Below are 14,143 nucleotides of genomic sequence, written 5' to 3' on the forward strand. Positions count from 1 at the left end.
CTCAGCCGACACGTGCTCCTCGGACGAAGCCCGCGATGGCTTCCACCGAGCTGAACTGGTGCGGCGCGATATCGAGATCGGCGACCGGGATCCTGTACTCGTCGCCGACCCAGGTGATGAGGCGCAGCAGACCGAGGCTGTCCACCACTCCGTTCTCCAGCAGGTCGAGATCGGAGGAGAGCTGGTCGGCGGGAACGTCGGGAAGGAAGTTTCCGATGATGAAGCGCTTTATCTCGCCTTCTACGGACACGGTTATCCTCTCGTGGGTTTCACGGATCCGGGCGGGCCCATGGCCGTGCGGGACGGTTCACGGACGGAATGGGGACGGGCCGCGCAGGCCCGGGGGGCCCGGGGGGCCCGGGGGGCCCGGGGGGCCCGGGTGCCGTCGCAGGCACCGGGCGGTGCGGGCGCGGAGCCGGGAGCGGGGATCACGGGGCACCACTGCCCGGCGCGGACTGTTCGGCATACGCGTGTCCTCACTACGAGGCGGTCGGGGGGACGGGCGCGGCCGCGCCCGGGGCGGAACACACGGGAGAACCGGGGGCCGAGCCGTCAGCCGGGTGAGGGGACGCCCAGGCGGTGTCGCAGCGCGGCCCGGTGGATCCGTTCCGCGAGCGCCAGATCCAGCCTCATGTGCGAGGCCGCACCGCTCAGGAGCTCCACCAGCAGGATGTGGTCGGCGCAGGCACGGCCGGGGTGCTCACCCGTGAAGACCTGGCGCAGGTCGGCCTCGACGCCGAGGTGTTCCTGCGCCGGAGCGGAGGGGCCCGCCGCGGCCCCGGAGCGGGGGCAGCCGCACCCGGCCCCCTCCAGCAGGCCGAGATCGTCGACGTAGACGGCGCTGACGCAGCCCGCCATCTCCGCCGGCAGACCGCGGCCGGTGGCGTTGACCAGTACGGACCCCGGCGCCAGATGGCCCAGACACAGTTCGTTCACGACCGGCTCCGTGACGACGACCAGACTGGCGCCGAACGTGGCCTCCGCCGCGCGCCGGGTGACGGTCAGTCCGATGCCCGTCGCCTCCAGGGCACCGGCGACCCCGTGGTCGACCGGTGAGTCGCGCCGGCCCCCCGGCGAGTGGACGGCGATGTGGCTGACGTCCGGTACGCTGCGCGAGATCACCAGCAGCTGTATGCGCCCCGCGGTGCCCGAGCCGATCAGCGAGACCGTCACCACCCCGGGGTCCAGCAGCTGGTTCGCCGCCAGCGCGGTCAGGGCGGCGGTCCGGCAGGCGTACAGGCCCGACGCCGGCAGCTCGCACAGGTCGCCGGCGCGGGGGTCGCGTAACACCACCGTCGGGCCGCGCAGTTCCAGTAAGCGTCCGCCCGGCCCGCCGGGCCGGGCGGGGCCGTGGTCAGGGTGTGCCAGCAGTTCCTCGGCAGCCGCCTCCGCGGGGTCGAAGTCGGAGACGAGGGCGCACAGGTCCTCCGTGTCCAACCTCAGAAAGTGACTGTCCATCCGGCCGTGGCCCCCTCGCGTCAGGAGATCGTGCACACGACAATGAGGAGAAGGCCTCCTGATGCGCTGTCGATCCGCTCCTGTTGTGCCGAGAGCGCACCGGGAGCGAGGAGATGGCGCTTCGATGGGGTCCTGCGCTCCACTTGTCAACGAACCGCACACAGACCGCAAACCACCGGGGAGAACACATGTCCGCCAGCCGGCAGCTCACCGCCACGCTCCTCATCGCACTCGCGGCCGTCCTCGGGCCGGCCGCCGCGGGCATGGCGCCCCAGGCCGGGCCGCAGGTGACGGCGACCGGGGCGGCGGAGGGCGACTGCCCGGCGGACACCCGCGAAGGTTCGGTCACGGGCGGCTGCACGGACGACACCCACTGGTGAGCCCGCGCCGGTGCGGACGCGCGGACGCGTGTCCGCACCGGCGCCGACTCCGCCTTCGCCGACCCGGCTCACATGGCGGCGGGACCGCCGACCTCGGTGCCCGAGCCGAGCAGTTCCGCCGCCGGCAGATCCGGATGGGCGGCCCGGAGCTCCGCCAGGAGCTTCGCGGACTCCCGTGAGTCGACCGACGACAGCAGCCGCACGGCACCCTCCAGGTCGTGCCGGGCGAAGGCGCCCTCGGTACGGGCCTCCGACAGCAGGATGAGCGCCTTGGCCTGCCAGAGCGCCGAGCCCAGTGTCCCGAAGATCTCCTGTGCCGCCACCAGATGACCGGCGGCGCTCGTACCGCCCCCACGGGCCAGCGCGATCTCGCCGAGCGCGTACAGCGCCTTCGCCTCGATGAGCCGCTCCCCCACCCGGCGGGCCAGTCCCAGGGCGTGCGCGAGGGTGGTCTCGGCGGTGTCCAGCCGGCCCTCCCTGTGCCGCAGCAGCCCCAGGCCGTAGACCACGTGGACCTCCCCGATGCGGTCACCGGTGTCACGCACCATGCGCAGCACCCGGTGCAGTGCCTGCCGGGCGAGGTCGATCCGGCCGGTGGCCATGTACAGCTCGGCGAAGCGGTGCACGATCTGCACCTCCACCCTCGGGCACGACACCTCCCGGCATATGGCCAGGGCCTCCTCCAGCAACCTGCCCGCGGTCTCCGTGTCCCCTTCCCCCATGTGGAACTTGGCGAGGCTGCGCAGGATGTGCGCCTCCCCCACACGGTCGCCGACGGCGCGCATCGTCCGGAGCGACTCGCCGTACTTGTCGAGCATTCCGCGGATGTCGCCGTACAGACCGTCGATGTGCGCGGCGTTGCGCAGCACCAGGGCGCAGCCGTGCGCCTCACCCTCCGCCCGGAAGAGGGCGAGCGCCGCGTCGAAGCAGTGCCGCGCGTCGGCCATCTGGGTCTGGAACATGTGCAGGGTCCCCAGGGAGTACAGCATCGCCGCCGTGCCCGTGCGGTTGCCGGCCCGCTCGGCGGCCTCCCTGGCGACCGTGGCGCACTCGCGCCAGTCGTCGAAGTAGCCCTTCGCCTCGAAGAGGGTGACCGCGGTCAGTGCCAGATCCCAGCACAGCTCGTCCAGCCCGGCATGCGCGGCCTGCCGCACGGCCGCGGTCAGGGCGCGCCGCTCCGCCTCCCACCAGTACGCGGGATCGCCGACGCCGTCCGCGTCCCAGCCCCCCGCCGGGCGCCAGCGCGGAGCACCACCGTGCAGGATCGTGTAGTCCCCGCCGTACTCGCTGCGGTGCGCCTCCTCGGCCAGGGCCAGCCAGCCGCCCAGGAGACGGGACATCGCCGAAGCGCGCTCGTGCTCGTCCTCGTCCGCCAGCAGCCGCTCCCCGGCGTAGATCCGTATGAGGTCGTGGAAGCGGTAACGCGGTGCACAGACACCCGGGTACACCACGACGTCCAGCAGCTGCGCGTCCACCAGTGTGTCCAGGAGCTCCCTGCCCTCGGCCAGCGGGACGTCGAGCATCGCCGCCGCGGTCCAGTCGGGGAAGTCGAGGACCTTGACCATGGACAGAAGGCGGAACAACCGAGCGGCGGACTCGCCGAGACCCCGGTGGGCCAGCTCCATGTTGGACCTCAGCTCCAGCCCCTGATGGGCCAGCTCGTCCAGCCTGCGCGCCTCGTCGCGCAGCCGCCTCACCAGGCCCTCGATCTGCCAGTGGGGCCGTGAGGCCAGCCGCGCCCCGGCGATCCGCAGTGCCAGCGGCAGACCGCCGCAGAACGTCACCAGTTCCACGGCCGCCTCGCGCTCCGCCTTCACGCGGTCCTCACCCGCGATCCTGGCAAGGAGCTCGATGGACTTGTCGACGTCGAACACGTCTATGTCGAGCCGGTAGGCGCCGGTCAGACCGCCCAGGCGCCTGCGGCTGGTGGTGATCACCGCACAGGTGGGGCTGCCCGGCAGCAGGGGCCGCACCTGCTCCTCCGAAGGGGCGTCGTCGAGCACCAGCAGCAGCCGCCTGCCCGACAGCTTGCTGCGGAAGAGTTCGGCGCGTTCGTCCGTGTCCTCCGGCACCGCGGTGCCCGGGACCCCGAGGGCCCGCAGGAAACGGGCGAGAAGCCGGGCCGTGCGGTCCTCTCCGCCGGGGATTCGCATGTCCGCGTAGAGCTGCCCGTCGGGGAAGAGGGCGCTCAGCTCGTGCGCGGCCCGTACCGCGAGACTGGACTTGCCCACTCCGCCCTTGCCGGAGATCGCGACGATCGGCACGCTCCAGCGCGGTCCGTCCTCCTCGTCCCTTCCCGTCAGGATGCTCTTGATCTCACCCAGGTATCCCTCACGCCCCGTGAAGTCGGCGATGGTGGGCGGAAGTTGCCGAGGGACGAGCGCCTTCCCCTCCGCGTACGGGCCGGCGGGGCGCTGTTCACGGGCGCCGGATCCGGGAGGACGGGACGGGAGGGGGCGCGAATCCGCGGGCAGGTCGAGCGACGGGTCGCGGTTCAGGATCGCCCGGGTCAGTTCCTGGAACTCCTGGCTGGGCTCGACGCCCACCTCCTCCACCATCACGGTGCGTGCGAGGCGTCCCGCCTCCAGCGCCTCGGCCTGGCGGCCCGCGCGGTACAGCGCCAGCATCAGAAAACGGTGGAGCCGCTCGCGCAGCGGATGTTCAGCCACCAATGCGCGTAATTCGTGACTGATCTCCTCGTGCCTGCCCAGCACGAGGTCGAGCCGCACGAGTTCCTCGACGGCGGCCATCCGCCGGTCCTCCAGGACGGTGGCCCCGCGCCGCGCCACCCCGCTGAGGACACCGGCGAGCGCGGTCCCCCGCCAGAGGGCCAGCGCTTCGCGCAGCACCGCGGCGGCCCGCTCCTCGCGTCCCTCGTCCGCGTGCCCGCGGGCCTCGGCCACCAGCGCGGAGAACCGCAGGACGTCGAGCTCCTCACGGCCGCTCCTCAGCATGTATCCGGGCTGACGCGTGGTGATGGCGTCGGGGCACCCGGCGTCGGAGAGGATTCTGCGCAGCGCGGAGATGCAGGTCTGTATCTGCCCGCGGGCCGTGGAGGGGGGATCGGTCTCCCATACGGCGTCGATGAGCTGCTCGACGGGGACGACGCGGTTCGCGTTGAGGCCCAGCACGGCCAGTACGACACGTTGCCGGGGGCCCCCGAGGTCGATCGACCGACCGTCCGCCACAAGTTCGACCGGACCGAGGAGCCTCAGGTCCATTCAGCACCCCCGTACATGGCGACTCCGTGGTCGAGACCACTTTGACCGGCCTCGACGTTGCCCCATCTTCTGTCCTCTGTCAACGACGCCCCCGTGGAACCGGACGCCCCCCCGTCCGGCCCGCCCGGCAAGGCGGTGACATGGCGAAACGCCCCCAGTCCCGGCATGCGCCGGCATATCACCGTCCGGGCCGTATGCCCTGCGCGGCCGGGAGCTCGATCCGGGCGGCGACCGGGAGGTGGTCGCTGCCGGTGGCGGGAAGGACCCACAGGCGGGTGACGGCGGCGCCGCGGGCCATGACGTGGTCGATCCGGGCGACGGGGAAGGCCGTGGGCCAGCTGAAGGAGAAGCCGTCCGCCGCCTCCCGGCCGGTGGAGCCCACACCGTTCAGGACAGGGGCGAGCCCGCGGTCGTCCAGGGTGCCGTTGAAGTCGCCGAGCACGATCACCCGGGGCAGTTCCTCCGCCCGCAGCTCCTCCCCCAGCAGGGCGGCGCTCTCGTCCCGCCACCCGGTGTCGAAACCGGTCGCGCGGACGCGGACCGAGGGCAGATGGACCACGTGCACGGCGATGTCACCGTGCGGGGTGCGCACGGCGGTGCGCAGTCCGCGGTTCCAGTCGGGGCCGAGGTCCGCGGGGCGGATGTCCAGCGGACGGGTGCCGGTCAGGGGGTGCCTTGACCACAGGCCGACGGTCCCCACCACGGCGTGGTGCGGGTACTCCCGCGCCAGCGCCTCGCCGTAGGCGGGCAGGGCGGCGGGGGTCAGCTCCTGCAGCGCGACGATGTCGGGGCCGGCCGCGGCGAGGGCCCGCGCGGTGGCGGCCGGATCGCGGTTCTCGTCGCTCGCGTTGTGCTGGACGGCCGTGAGGAGGGCGGTACGGGCGGCGCCGGTGGCGTCCCCGCCCCGGGGGGACAGGGCGTCGTGGAAGAGGGCGAGCCAGACCGCCGACGGCAGCACCAGCGCCACCAGGGCGAGGGCCGAGCGGCGTACCAGCGCCACGACCAGCAGCAGCGGGACGGCGAGACCGAGCCACGGCAGGAAGGACTCCAGCAGGCTGCCCAGACCGAGTACGGCACCCGGCACCAGAGGGTGGAACGCCGCCGCCCCGGCCGTGAGCACGGCGAGCGCGGCGGGCACGCGGCCCCGCGTCCAGGCGGTGCGTCCCGCACCGCCCCACCACCGCCGTGCTCCCGCCGCCCGTGCCATGCGCTCTCCCTCCGTGGCCTACGGGAGCAGGACGTCCCGCGGCGGCGGCGCGGTTGCCCGGTGGGCGGGGGCGGGGGCGGGGGCTCGCGCGCTCAGCGCAGCACCCGGTCCCGCAGGACGGGGAAGTCCTGGCGGACCTCGTCGACGTACGCCGGGTCCAGCTCGGCGGTGACGACCCGCTCCCCGGCGTCCGGCGCCTCGGCCAGCGTCTCGCCCCAGGGGTCGATGATCGCGCTGCGGCCCGCCTGGGGGACGCCCGCGTGGGTGCCCGCGGTGCCGCAGGCCAGGACGTACGCCTGGTTCTCCACGGCGCGGGCACGGGCCAGCAGGGACCAGTGGGAGGCGCGGCGGTCGGGCCAGCCCGCCGGGACCACCAGCGCCCGGGCGCCCGCGTCGGTCAGCGCGCGGAACAGCTCGGGGAAGCGCAGGTCGTAGCAGGTGGCCAGGCCCAGGGTGATGCCGGGCAGGGCGACGGTGACCGGTTCGGCGCCGGCGGACATCAAGGTGGCCTCGCCGCGGTCGAAGCCGAAGCGGTGGATCTTGCGGTACGCGGCGGCCCGCTCGCCGTCGGGGGAGAAGACCAGGGAGGTGTTGTACAGGGCCGTTCCCGCCCCCGTTCCGCCGGGGCCGCCGGGGCGCCCGGCGCGTTCCACGACGGACCCGGCGTGCAGCCAGACGCGCGCCTCGCGGGCCGCCTCGGACATGGCCCGCGCGGTGGGTCCGTCCAGCGGCTCGGCGCCGGCCTCGAAGGAGTCGAAGGCGAAGGCGCCGACCGTCCACAGCTCGGGCAGGACGACCAGGTCGGAGGCCGTCTGCTCGCGGACGAGCGAGGCGGCCCGCAGGCGGCGTGCTTCGACCGTTTCGTCCTCGTCCACACCGATCTGGATGAGAGAGGCGCGCACCGTACCACCGTCCATGGGTTCGAGGGGGCCAAACGCCGGTCGAAAGCCGGTCGAAAGCAGCCTACGATCGTCACCCGAAAGGCCTGTCAGGCTGCTCGCCCGCAGCGTAACTTGAGAGCACCCAGTCCGCGAACCCACACCATCCACACGTATTCAGCACGTATCCGAGGGGTCCCGTTGACCGACCACCCTAGCCTTCAGCCCTACGCCGACGCCTGGGCCCACTCCATCGAGGCGATATCCGAGCTGGTCTCCCCGCTGGCCGAGGGCGAGTGGAACCGCGCGACCGAGTGCCCGGGGTGGTCGGTCCGCGACATCGTTTCCCATGTCATCGGGTCGGAGTGCGAGATGCTGGGCGACCCCCGTCCCATCCACACGCTGCCGCGGGACCTGTTCCATGTGAAGGACGAGGTCAGCCGCCGCGTCGAGGTCCAGGTGGACGTGCGGCGCTGCCACACCGCCCCGGAGATGACCAGCGAGCTGGAGTACACGGTCATCCGCCGCTCCCGCCAGCTGCGGAACGAGAAGCGCGAGCCGTCGACGATGGTGATGACCCCGCTCGGCCGGGAGATGACGCTGGAGCGGGCGCTGCGGCTGCGGGCGTTCGACGTGTGGGTGCACGAGCAGGACCTGCGGCGGGCGCTGGGCAGGCCGGGCAACCTCGACTCCCCCGGCGCCCACGTGGCGCGGGACGTGCTGGTGGACGGGCTGCCCAAGGTGGTCGCCAAGGACGCCGGGGCGCCGCCGAACTCGGCGGTCGTCATCGACGTGAGCGGGCCGGTGGAGTTCATGCGGACCGTGCGCGTGGACTCCGAGGGCCGGGGCACGGTGGACGGCAGCGTCTCGCTGGGTCCGGCGGTCACGCTGGCGACGGACTGGGAGACGTACCTGCGGCTGGCCTGCGGGCGGGTGCGGCCCGCGGCGGTGCGCGAGGACCTCAAGATCGAGGGCGATCAGGCCCTCGCGGACGCGATCCTCGCGCACTTCGCCGTCACGCCCTGAACCCGAAGACCCTCGGCCCGAAGACCCGGTCCCCCGGCGGGAGCCCTTCTCACACCGGTACGTGCACCGCCTCGACGCGGCTGGCCACCACCCGCTCGCGCTCGCGGCGGTGCGCCCGGCCGCGCAGCCGCAGGATCTGGGCGGCGCCCAGCGCCTGGAGGACGAAGACGGAGGCGAACGCGATCCGGTAGTCGTCGCCGGTCGCGTCCAGCAGGACGCCCACCGCCAGCAGGGTGGCCATGGACGCGGTGAAGCCGCCGATGTTGACGATGCCCGAGGCCGTGCCCTGCCGCTCGGGCGGATTGGCCGGACGGGCGAAGTCGAAGCCGATCATCGAGCCCGGACCGCAGGCTCCGAGCACCACGCACAGCAGGGCCAGCGCCCACAGCGGCGCCCTCCCCGGCCAGCACAGCACCATCGCCCAGAAGGCGGCAGTGGCCAGCACCGTGCCGAGCGCGATCGGCGCCCGTGCGCTGTGGTGCCGGGCTATGACCTGGCCGTAGACCAGGCCGATGGCCATGTTGGAGAGCACCACCACGGTCAGCAGGGTGCCGGCCTCGGCGCGGGTGCGGCCCTGCGCCTCGACGAGGAACGGCATCCCCCACAGCAGCAGGAAGACCATGCCGGGGAACTGGGTGGTGAAGTGCACCCACATGCCCAGCCGGGTGCCCGGCTCGCGCCACGCCTCGGCGAGCTGGCGGCGTATGTAGCCGGGTTCGCGCGCCGGCCCCGGACCGGCCGCGGAGGCGGGTCCGGCGCCCTCGGGCCGGTCCCTGAGGAAGAGCAGGACGAGCACCAGGACCAGCACGCCCAGCCCGGCGCTGCCCGCGAAGGTCGGCGTCCAGCCGAAGGCGGCCAGCAGACGCGCCAGGACCAGTGTGGTCAGCAGGTTGCCCGCCATCCCGAACAACGCCGCCACCTGGGTGATCAGCGGACCGCGGCGGGGCGGGAACCAGTTGGAGCCCAGCCGCAGCACGCTGATGAACGTCATGGCGTCGCCGCAGCCCAGCAGCGCGCGGGCGGCCAGCGCCATGGCGTACGAGCCGGAGAGGGCGAAGGCGAACTGGCCGGTGGTGAACAGCACGATGCCCAGGAGCAGGACCTTCCTGGTGCCCCAGCGGTCCACCAGCAGGCCGACGGGTATCTGCATCCCGGCGTAGACCAGGAGCTGGAGGATGGAGAAGGTCGACAGGGCCGAGGCGTTGATGTGGAAGCGGTCGGCGGCGTCGATGCCCGCGACGCCCAGCCCGGTGCGGTAGGTGATGGCGGTGAAGTAGACGGCGACGCCCAGGCCCCACACGAAGGCGGCCCGCGGGCCGCCGAGCCGCACTCCGGAAGCCGGGTTTCCGGGTGTGTTCCCGCCGCTCACCGGACCTCACCGCGCAGCAGGTGCCGCACGGAGCCGACATGGCCGCGCACCGCCTCGGCGGCGGCCTCCGCGTCCCCCGTGCGCAGTGCGCGCAGGATCTCGGTGTGCTCGGTGATGTTCTTGGCGATGCGGTCGGGGTGGGAGTGCATCACCGCGACGCCCATGCGCAGCTGGCGGTCGCGGAGCTGGTCGTACAGGCGCTCCAGGATCCGGTTGCCGGCCGCCCCGACCACGGCGGCGTGGAAGCAGCGGTCGGTGACGGCCACCGCCGCCAGGTCGCCTGTCTCGGCCTGGCGGCGCTGCTGCTCCAGGAGTTCGCCGAGCCGGTCCAGCAGATCGCCCGGCGCGGGGGTGACCTTGCGCACGGCGTGCTCCTCGACCAGCAGCCTGGTCTCGACGACGTCGCCGATCTCCTGGACGGAGACGGGCAGGACGAGCGCGCCCTTCTTGGGGTAGAGCCTGAGCAGGCCCTCGGCCTCCAGGCGCAGCAGCGCCTCCCGCACGGGGGTGCGGGAGACCCCGGCCGCCCTGGCCAGCTCGCCCTCGGTGAGCAGGGTGCCGCCCTCGTAGCGGCGTTCCAGGACGGCCTGCTTGACGTGGGTGTAGACGCGCTCGGCGGCGGGCGGTGCGGGGGGCGGGGTCAGGGAGGGCATGGACACACCATAGATACAACAGGTATGCGCGTCCGTCCCCGTCCGCCATCCGGGACGGGGACGGGCTCGGCGGAAACGGGCGGGGCGGTACGGGGCCGGACATGCGGCGGGGCCCGCCGCACGGTGCGTGCGGAGGGCCCCGCCGTGGTCCGCCGGGACGGACGGAGCCGGTCGGCCCGTCAGGCCGCCAGGCCCAGGTGATCAGGCCCAGGTGATCAGGCGCTTGGGGTGCTCCAGGACGGCCGCGATGTCGGCCAGCACCTTGGAGCCCAGCTCGCCGTCGACCAGGCGGTGGTCGAAGGAGAGCGCCAGAGTGGTGACCTGGCGCGGCTTGACCTTGCCCTTGTGGACCCACGGCTGGAGCTTGACCGCGCCGAAGGCCAGGATCGCCGACTCCCCGGGGTTGAGGATCGGGGTGCCGGTGTCGACGCCGAAGACGCCGACGTTGGTGATCGTGACCGTGCCGCCGGACATGTCCGCCGGGGAGGTCTTGCCCTCCCTGGCGGTGGCGACCAGATCGCCCAGCGCCCTCGCCAGCTCCGGCAGGGTCTTGGCGTGCGCGTCCTTGATGTTCGGCACGATCAGACCGCGCGGGGTGGCCGCGGCGATGCCCAGGTTCACGTAGTCCTTGTGGACGATCTCCTGGCTGGCCTCGTCCCAGGCGGCGTTGACCTCCGGGTTGCGGCGGATGGCGACCAGCAGCGCCCTGGCCACCAGCAGCAGCGGGTTGACCCGCAGGCCCGCCATGTCCGGGTCCTGCTTGAGCTCCTGCACCAGCTTCATCGTGCGGGTGACGTCGACGGTGACGAACTCCGTGACGTGCGGCGCGGTGAAGGCGCTGGAGACCATCGCCTGCGCGGTCGCCTTGCGCACGCCCTTGATCGGCACCCGGCGCTCGCGCTCACCGGTGCTCCACACCGCCGGAGCCGGGGCCTGGGCCGGGGCCTCGGCCGGAGCGGGGGCCGCCTGGGGGGCGGTCCCGGTCACGGCGGCGGCCTCGTGCGAGGGCGCCGGGGCCGCGGCGGCGTGCACGTCCTCGCGGGTGATGATCCCGTTCGGGCCGGTCGGGGTGACCGCGGCCAGGTCCACGCCCAGGTCCTTGGCGAGCTTGCGCACCGGCGGCTTGGCCAGCGGACGGCCCGAGGCCGGCTTCACCGAGTCCTCGGTGGTGGGTGCCACGGCCGGGGGCGTGGTGGTGGCGTCCATATCCGCCTGGACGGCGACCTGCGCGTCCCGCACGTGGTTCTGCTGCTGCTTGCGCGGGCGCCGCTTGGTCGAGGCGGTGCCGACGCCGTAGCCGACCAGCACCGGCCGGCGCTTGGCGCCCTCCTCCTCGGCCGCCTCCGGCTCGGCCGGGGCGGGCGCGGCGGGCGCGGCCTCACCGGCGGCCGGCGCTCCGGCGGGAGCGGCCGGCCCCGCCGACGGGTCGGTGTCCACCGTGATGATCGTGGTGCCCACGTCCACGGTGACGCCCTCTTCGAAGCGCAGCTCGTGCACCACGCCGTTGTACGGGATGGGCAGCTCGACGGCCGCCTTGGCCGTCTCCACCTCGCACACCACCTGGCCGTCGGTCACCGTGTCACCGGGCCCGACGTACCACTTGAGGATCTCGGCCTCGGTCAGGCCCTCCCCCACGTCCGGCATCCTGAACTCTCGGATGCGCTGGGCAGCGGCCCCGGCGGCAGCCGTATCAGTCATCGTCACGACTCTCCTCAGCCCCTACTCTCAGTACGCCAGCGCGCGGTCGACGGCATCGAGCACCCGGTCCAGGTTCGGCAGGTACTCGTCCTCCAGCCTGGCCGGCGGGTACGGCGCGTGGAACCCGCCCACCCGCAGCACCGGCGCCTCCAGGTGGTAGAAGCACCGCTCGGTGATCCGGGCGGCGATCTCCGAGCCCGTGCCCAGGAAGACCGGCGCCTCGTGGACCACCACCAGGCGGCGGGTCCTCTCCACCGAGGCCTGGATCGCGTCGAAGTCGACCGGGGACATCGACCGCAGGTCCAGCACCTCCAGCGACCTGCCCTCCTCCTCGGCCGCCGCGGCGGCCTCCAGGCAGGTCTTCACCATCGGCCCGTAGGCCGCCAGCGTCAGGTCGGTGCCCTCGCGGGCGATTACCGCCCCGTGCAGCGGCCCGGGGATGGCCTCGGTGTCGACCTCGCCCTTGTCCCAGTAGCGGCGCTTGGGCTCGAAGAAGATCACCGGGTCGTCGGAGGCGATCGCCTGCTGCATCATCCAGTAGGCGTCCGAGGCGTTGGACGGCGAGACGCACTTCAGGCCCGCCACGTGCGCGAACAGCGCCTCGGGCGACTCGCTGTGGTGCTCCACCGCGCCGATGCCGCCGCCGTAGGGGATGCGGACGACGACCGGCAGCTTGACCTTGCCCAGCGCGCGGGCGTGCATCTTCGCGAGCTGGGTGACGATCTGGTCGTAGGCGGGGAAGACGAACCCGTCGAACTGGATCTCCACCACCGGCCGGTAGCCGCGCAGGGCCATGCCGATCGCGGTGCCGACGATGCCGGACTCGGCCAGCGGGGTGTCGATGACCCGCTCCTCGCCGAAGTCCTTCTGCAGGCCGTCGGTGATGCGGAAGACGCCGCCGAGCTTGCCGACGTCCTCACCCATGATCAGGACCTTGGGGTCGGTCTCCAGTGCCTTGCGCAGCGACTCGTTGAGCGCCTTGGCCATGGGCATCTTGGTGTTGGCCATCTCAGCGGCCCTCCTCGTCGGCGAAGGACGCCAGGTACTCGGCGAACTGGGCGCGCTCCTCGTCCACCAGCGCGTGCCCGTCGGCGTAGACGTTCTCGAAGATGGCCATGGTGTCCGGGTCCGGCATGGTCCGGATGGCCTCGCGTACCCGCAGCGCCAGCGCGTCGCTCTCCCGGTCGAGCCCGGCGAGCCAGTCGGCGTCGACCAGGCCCTCCTTCTCCAGGTAGGTGCGCAGCCGCAGGATCGGGTCCTTGGCCTCCCACTCCTCGCGCTCGGCGTCCTTGCGGTAGCGGGTGGGGTCGTCGGAGGTGGTGTGGGCGCCCATCCGGTAGGTGAACGCCTCGACCAGGGTCGGGCCCTCGCCGGCACGGGCGCGCTCCAGGGCGGCCCGGGTCACGGCCAGCACCGCCAGCACGTCGTTGCCGTCCACCCGGACGCCGGGGAAGCCGAAGCCCGCGGCGCGCTGGTAGATCGGGACGCGGGACTGCTTCTCGGTGGGCTCGGAGATCGCCCACTGGTTGTTCTGGCAGAAGAACACCACCGGCGCGTTGTAGACCGCGGAGAAGGTGAACGCCTCCGCCACGTCGCCCTGGCTGGAGGCGCCGTCGCCGAAGTAGGCGATCACCGCGCTGTCCGCGCCGTCCTTGGCCACGCCCATCGCGTAGCCCGTGGCGTGCAGCGCCTGCGAGCCGATGACGATGGTGTAGAGGTGGAAGTTGTTGCTGTAGGGGTCCCAGCCGCCGTTGTTGACGCCGCGGAACATGCCCAGCAGGTTGGTCGGGTCCACCCCGCGGCACCAGGCCACGCCGTGCTCCCGGTAGGTCGGGAAGACGTAGTCGTCGTCCCGCAGCGCCCGGCCCGAGCCGATCTGCGCGGCCTCCTGGCCCAGCAGCGACGCCCACAGGCCCAGCTCGCCCTGACGCTGCAGCGCGGTGGCCTCGGCGTCGAACCGGCGGGTGAGGACCATGTCGCGGTACAGACCGCGCAACTCGTCGGGGGTCAGGTCCAGCGAGTAGTCCGGGTGCTCGACCCGCTCGCCCTCCGGCGTCAGCAGTTGTACGAGCTCGGGGCGCGCTGCCGACTGCGAGCGCTTCCTCGCCCCGCTCGTCGTGGTGCGCTTTCCGCTGCTGCGGCGCGGCTTGCTGCGCGCGGCAGTGCTCTCCACGGTCACTTGTGCTCCTCCGTCTGTCCGGCCCCCGGGGTCGCCGGGAAGCCTGGGGGTTCCCCGCCGGTGGCAGGGAGAGG

The 14,143-nt window shown here is 73.1% G+C and carries 12 protein-coding genes; 2 read left to right on the forward strand and 10 right to left on the reverse strand.

Annotated features, from left to right (window positions below; genetic code table 11):
• Window position 1 precedes the first annotated feature (1 nt).
• Window positions 2–250, reverse strand: a complete 249-nt coding sequence (locus tag IQ279_RS27770) for an acyl carrier protein (protein ID WP_206347301.1) — start codon at window positions 248–250, stop codon at window positions 2–4.
• Window positions 251–552: 302 nt separating this feature from the next.
• Window positions 553–1,437: a hypothetical protein gene (locus tag IQ279_RS06160; protein WP_206347302.1), complete on the reverse strand. Its 885-nt coding sequence runs from the start codon at window positions 1,435–1,437 to the stop codon at window positions 553–555.
• A 209-nt stretch (window positions 1,438–1,646) separates the two neighbouring features.
• On the opposite strand from IQ279_RS06160, the gene IQ279_RS06165 reads away from it, so the two are divergent.
• On the forward strand, window positions 1,647–1,838 hold the full coding sequence (locus IQ279_RS06165) for a hypothetical protein (RefSeq protein WP_206347303.1): 192 nt from the start codon (window positions 1,647–1,649) through the stop codon (window positions 1,836–1,838).
• Window positions 1,839–1,906: 68 nt separating this feature from the next.
• Here IQ279_RS06165 and IQ279_RS06170 read toward each other — a convergent pair whose 3' ends face one another.
• The 3 genes from IQ279_RS06170 to IQ279_RS06180 form a co-directional block, all read right to left on the reverse strand.
• Window positions 1,907–5,059, reverse strand: a complete 3,153-nt coding sequence (locus IQ279_RS06170; protein WP_206347304.1) for an AfsR/SARP family transcriptional regulator — start codon at window positions 5,057–5,059, stop codon at window positions 1,907–1,909.
• A gap of 178 nt (window positions 5,060–5,237) precedes the next feature.
• Complete coding sequence (locus tag IQ279_RS06175; protein WP_206347305.1) at window positions 5,238–6,266, reverse strand: endonuclease/exonuclease/phosphatase family protein; 1,029 nt, start codon at window positions 6,264–6,266, stop codon at window positions 5,238–5,240.
• A 92-nt stretch (window positions 6,267–6,358) separates the two neighbouring features.
• Window positions 6,359–7,168, reverse strand: coding sequence for a carbon-nitrogen family hydrolase (locus IQ279_RS06180; protein WP_206347484.1), 810 nt, complete (start codon window positions 7,166–7,168; stop codon window positions 6,359–6,361).
• 177 nt (window positions 7,169–7,345) lie between these two features.
• On the opposite strand from IQ279_RS06180, the gene IQ279_RS06185 reads away from it, so the two are divergent.
• Window positions 7,346–8,170 carry a maleylpyruvate isomerase family mycothiol-dependent enzyme gene (locus IQ279_RS06185; protein WP_206347306.1) on the forward strand — a complete coding sequence of 275 codons (825 nt, stop codon included), beginning with the start codon at window positions 7,346–7,348 and terminating at the stop codon, window positions 8,168–8,170.
• 49 nt (window positions 8,171–8,219) lie between these two features.
• On the opposite strand, the gene IQ279_RS06190 is transcribed toward IQ279_RS06185, so the two are convergent.
• The 5 genes from IQ279_RS06190 to pdhA all read right to left on the reverse strand — a co-directional run bounded on the left by IQ279_RS06190 (window position 8,220) and on the right by pdhA (window position 14,069).
• On the reverse strand, window positions 8,220–9,539 hold the full coding sequence (locus IQ279_RS06190) for an MFS transporter (protein WP_206347307.1): 1,320 nt from the start codon (window positions 9,537–9,539) through the stop codon (window positions 8,220–8,222).
• Window positions 9,536–10,192: a GntR family transcriptional regulator gene (locus IQ279_RS06195; RefSeq protein ID WP_206347308.1), complete on the reverse strand. Its 657-nt coding sequence runs from the start codon at window positions 10,190–10,192 to the stop codon at window positions 9,536–9,538. The genes IQ279_RS06190 and IQ279_RS06195 overlap by 4 nt, the downstream gene beginning before the upstream one ends.
• A 201-nt stretch (window positions 10,193–10,393) precedes the next feature.
• The gene (locus tag IQ279_RS06200) at window positions 10,394–11,890 is read right to left on the reverse strand and encodes a dihydrolipoamide acetyltransferase family protein (protein ID WP_206347309.1); all 1,497 of its coding nucleotides are present in this window, start codon (window positions 11,888–11,890) and stop codon (window positions 10,394–10,396) included.
• Between the two features lie 27 nt (window positions 11,891–11,917).
• Complete coding sequence (locus IQ279_RS06205) at window positions 11,918–12,898, reverse strand: alpha-ketoacid dehydrogenase subunit beta (RefSeq protein ID WP_206347310.1); 981 nt, start codon at window positions 12,896–12,898, stop codon at window positions 11,918–11,920.
• Between the two features lies 1 nt (window position 12,899).
• Window positions 12,900–14,069, reverse strand: coding sequence for a pyruvate dehydrogenase (acetyl-transferring) E1 component subunit alpha (gene pdhA / locus IQ279_RS06210; RefSeq protein ID WP_206347311.1), 1,170 nt, complete (start codon window positions 14,067–14,069; stop codon window positions 12,900–12,902).
• Window positions 14,070–14,143 lie beyond the last annotated feature (74 nt).

Source organism: Streptomyces verrucosisporus (assembly GCF_017114865.1).
Classification (GTDB): Bacteria; Actinomycetota; Actinomycetes; order Streptomycetales; family Streptomycetaceae; genus Streptomyces; species Streptomyces fenghuangensis.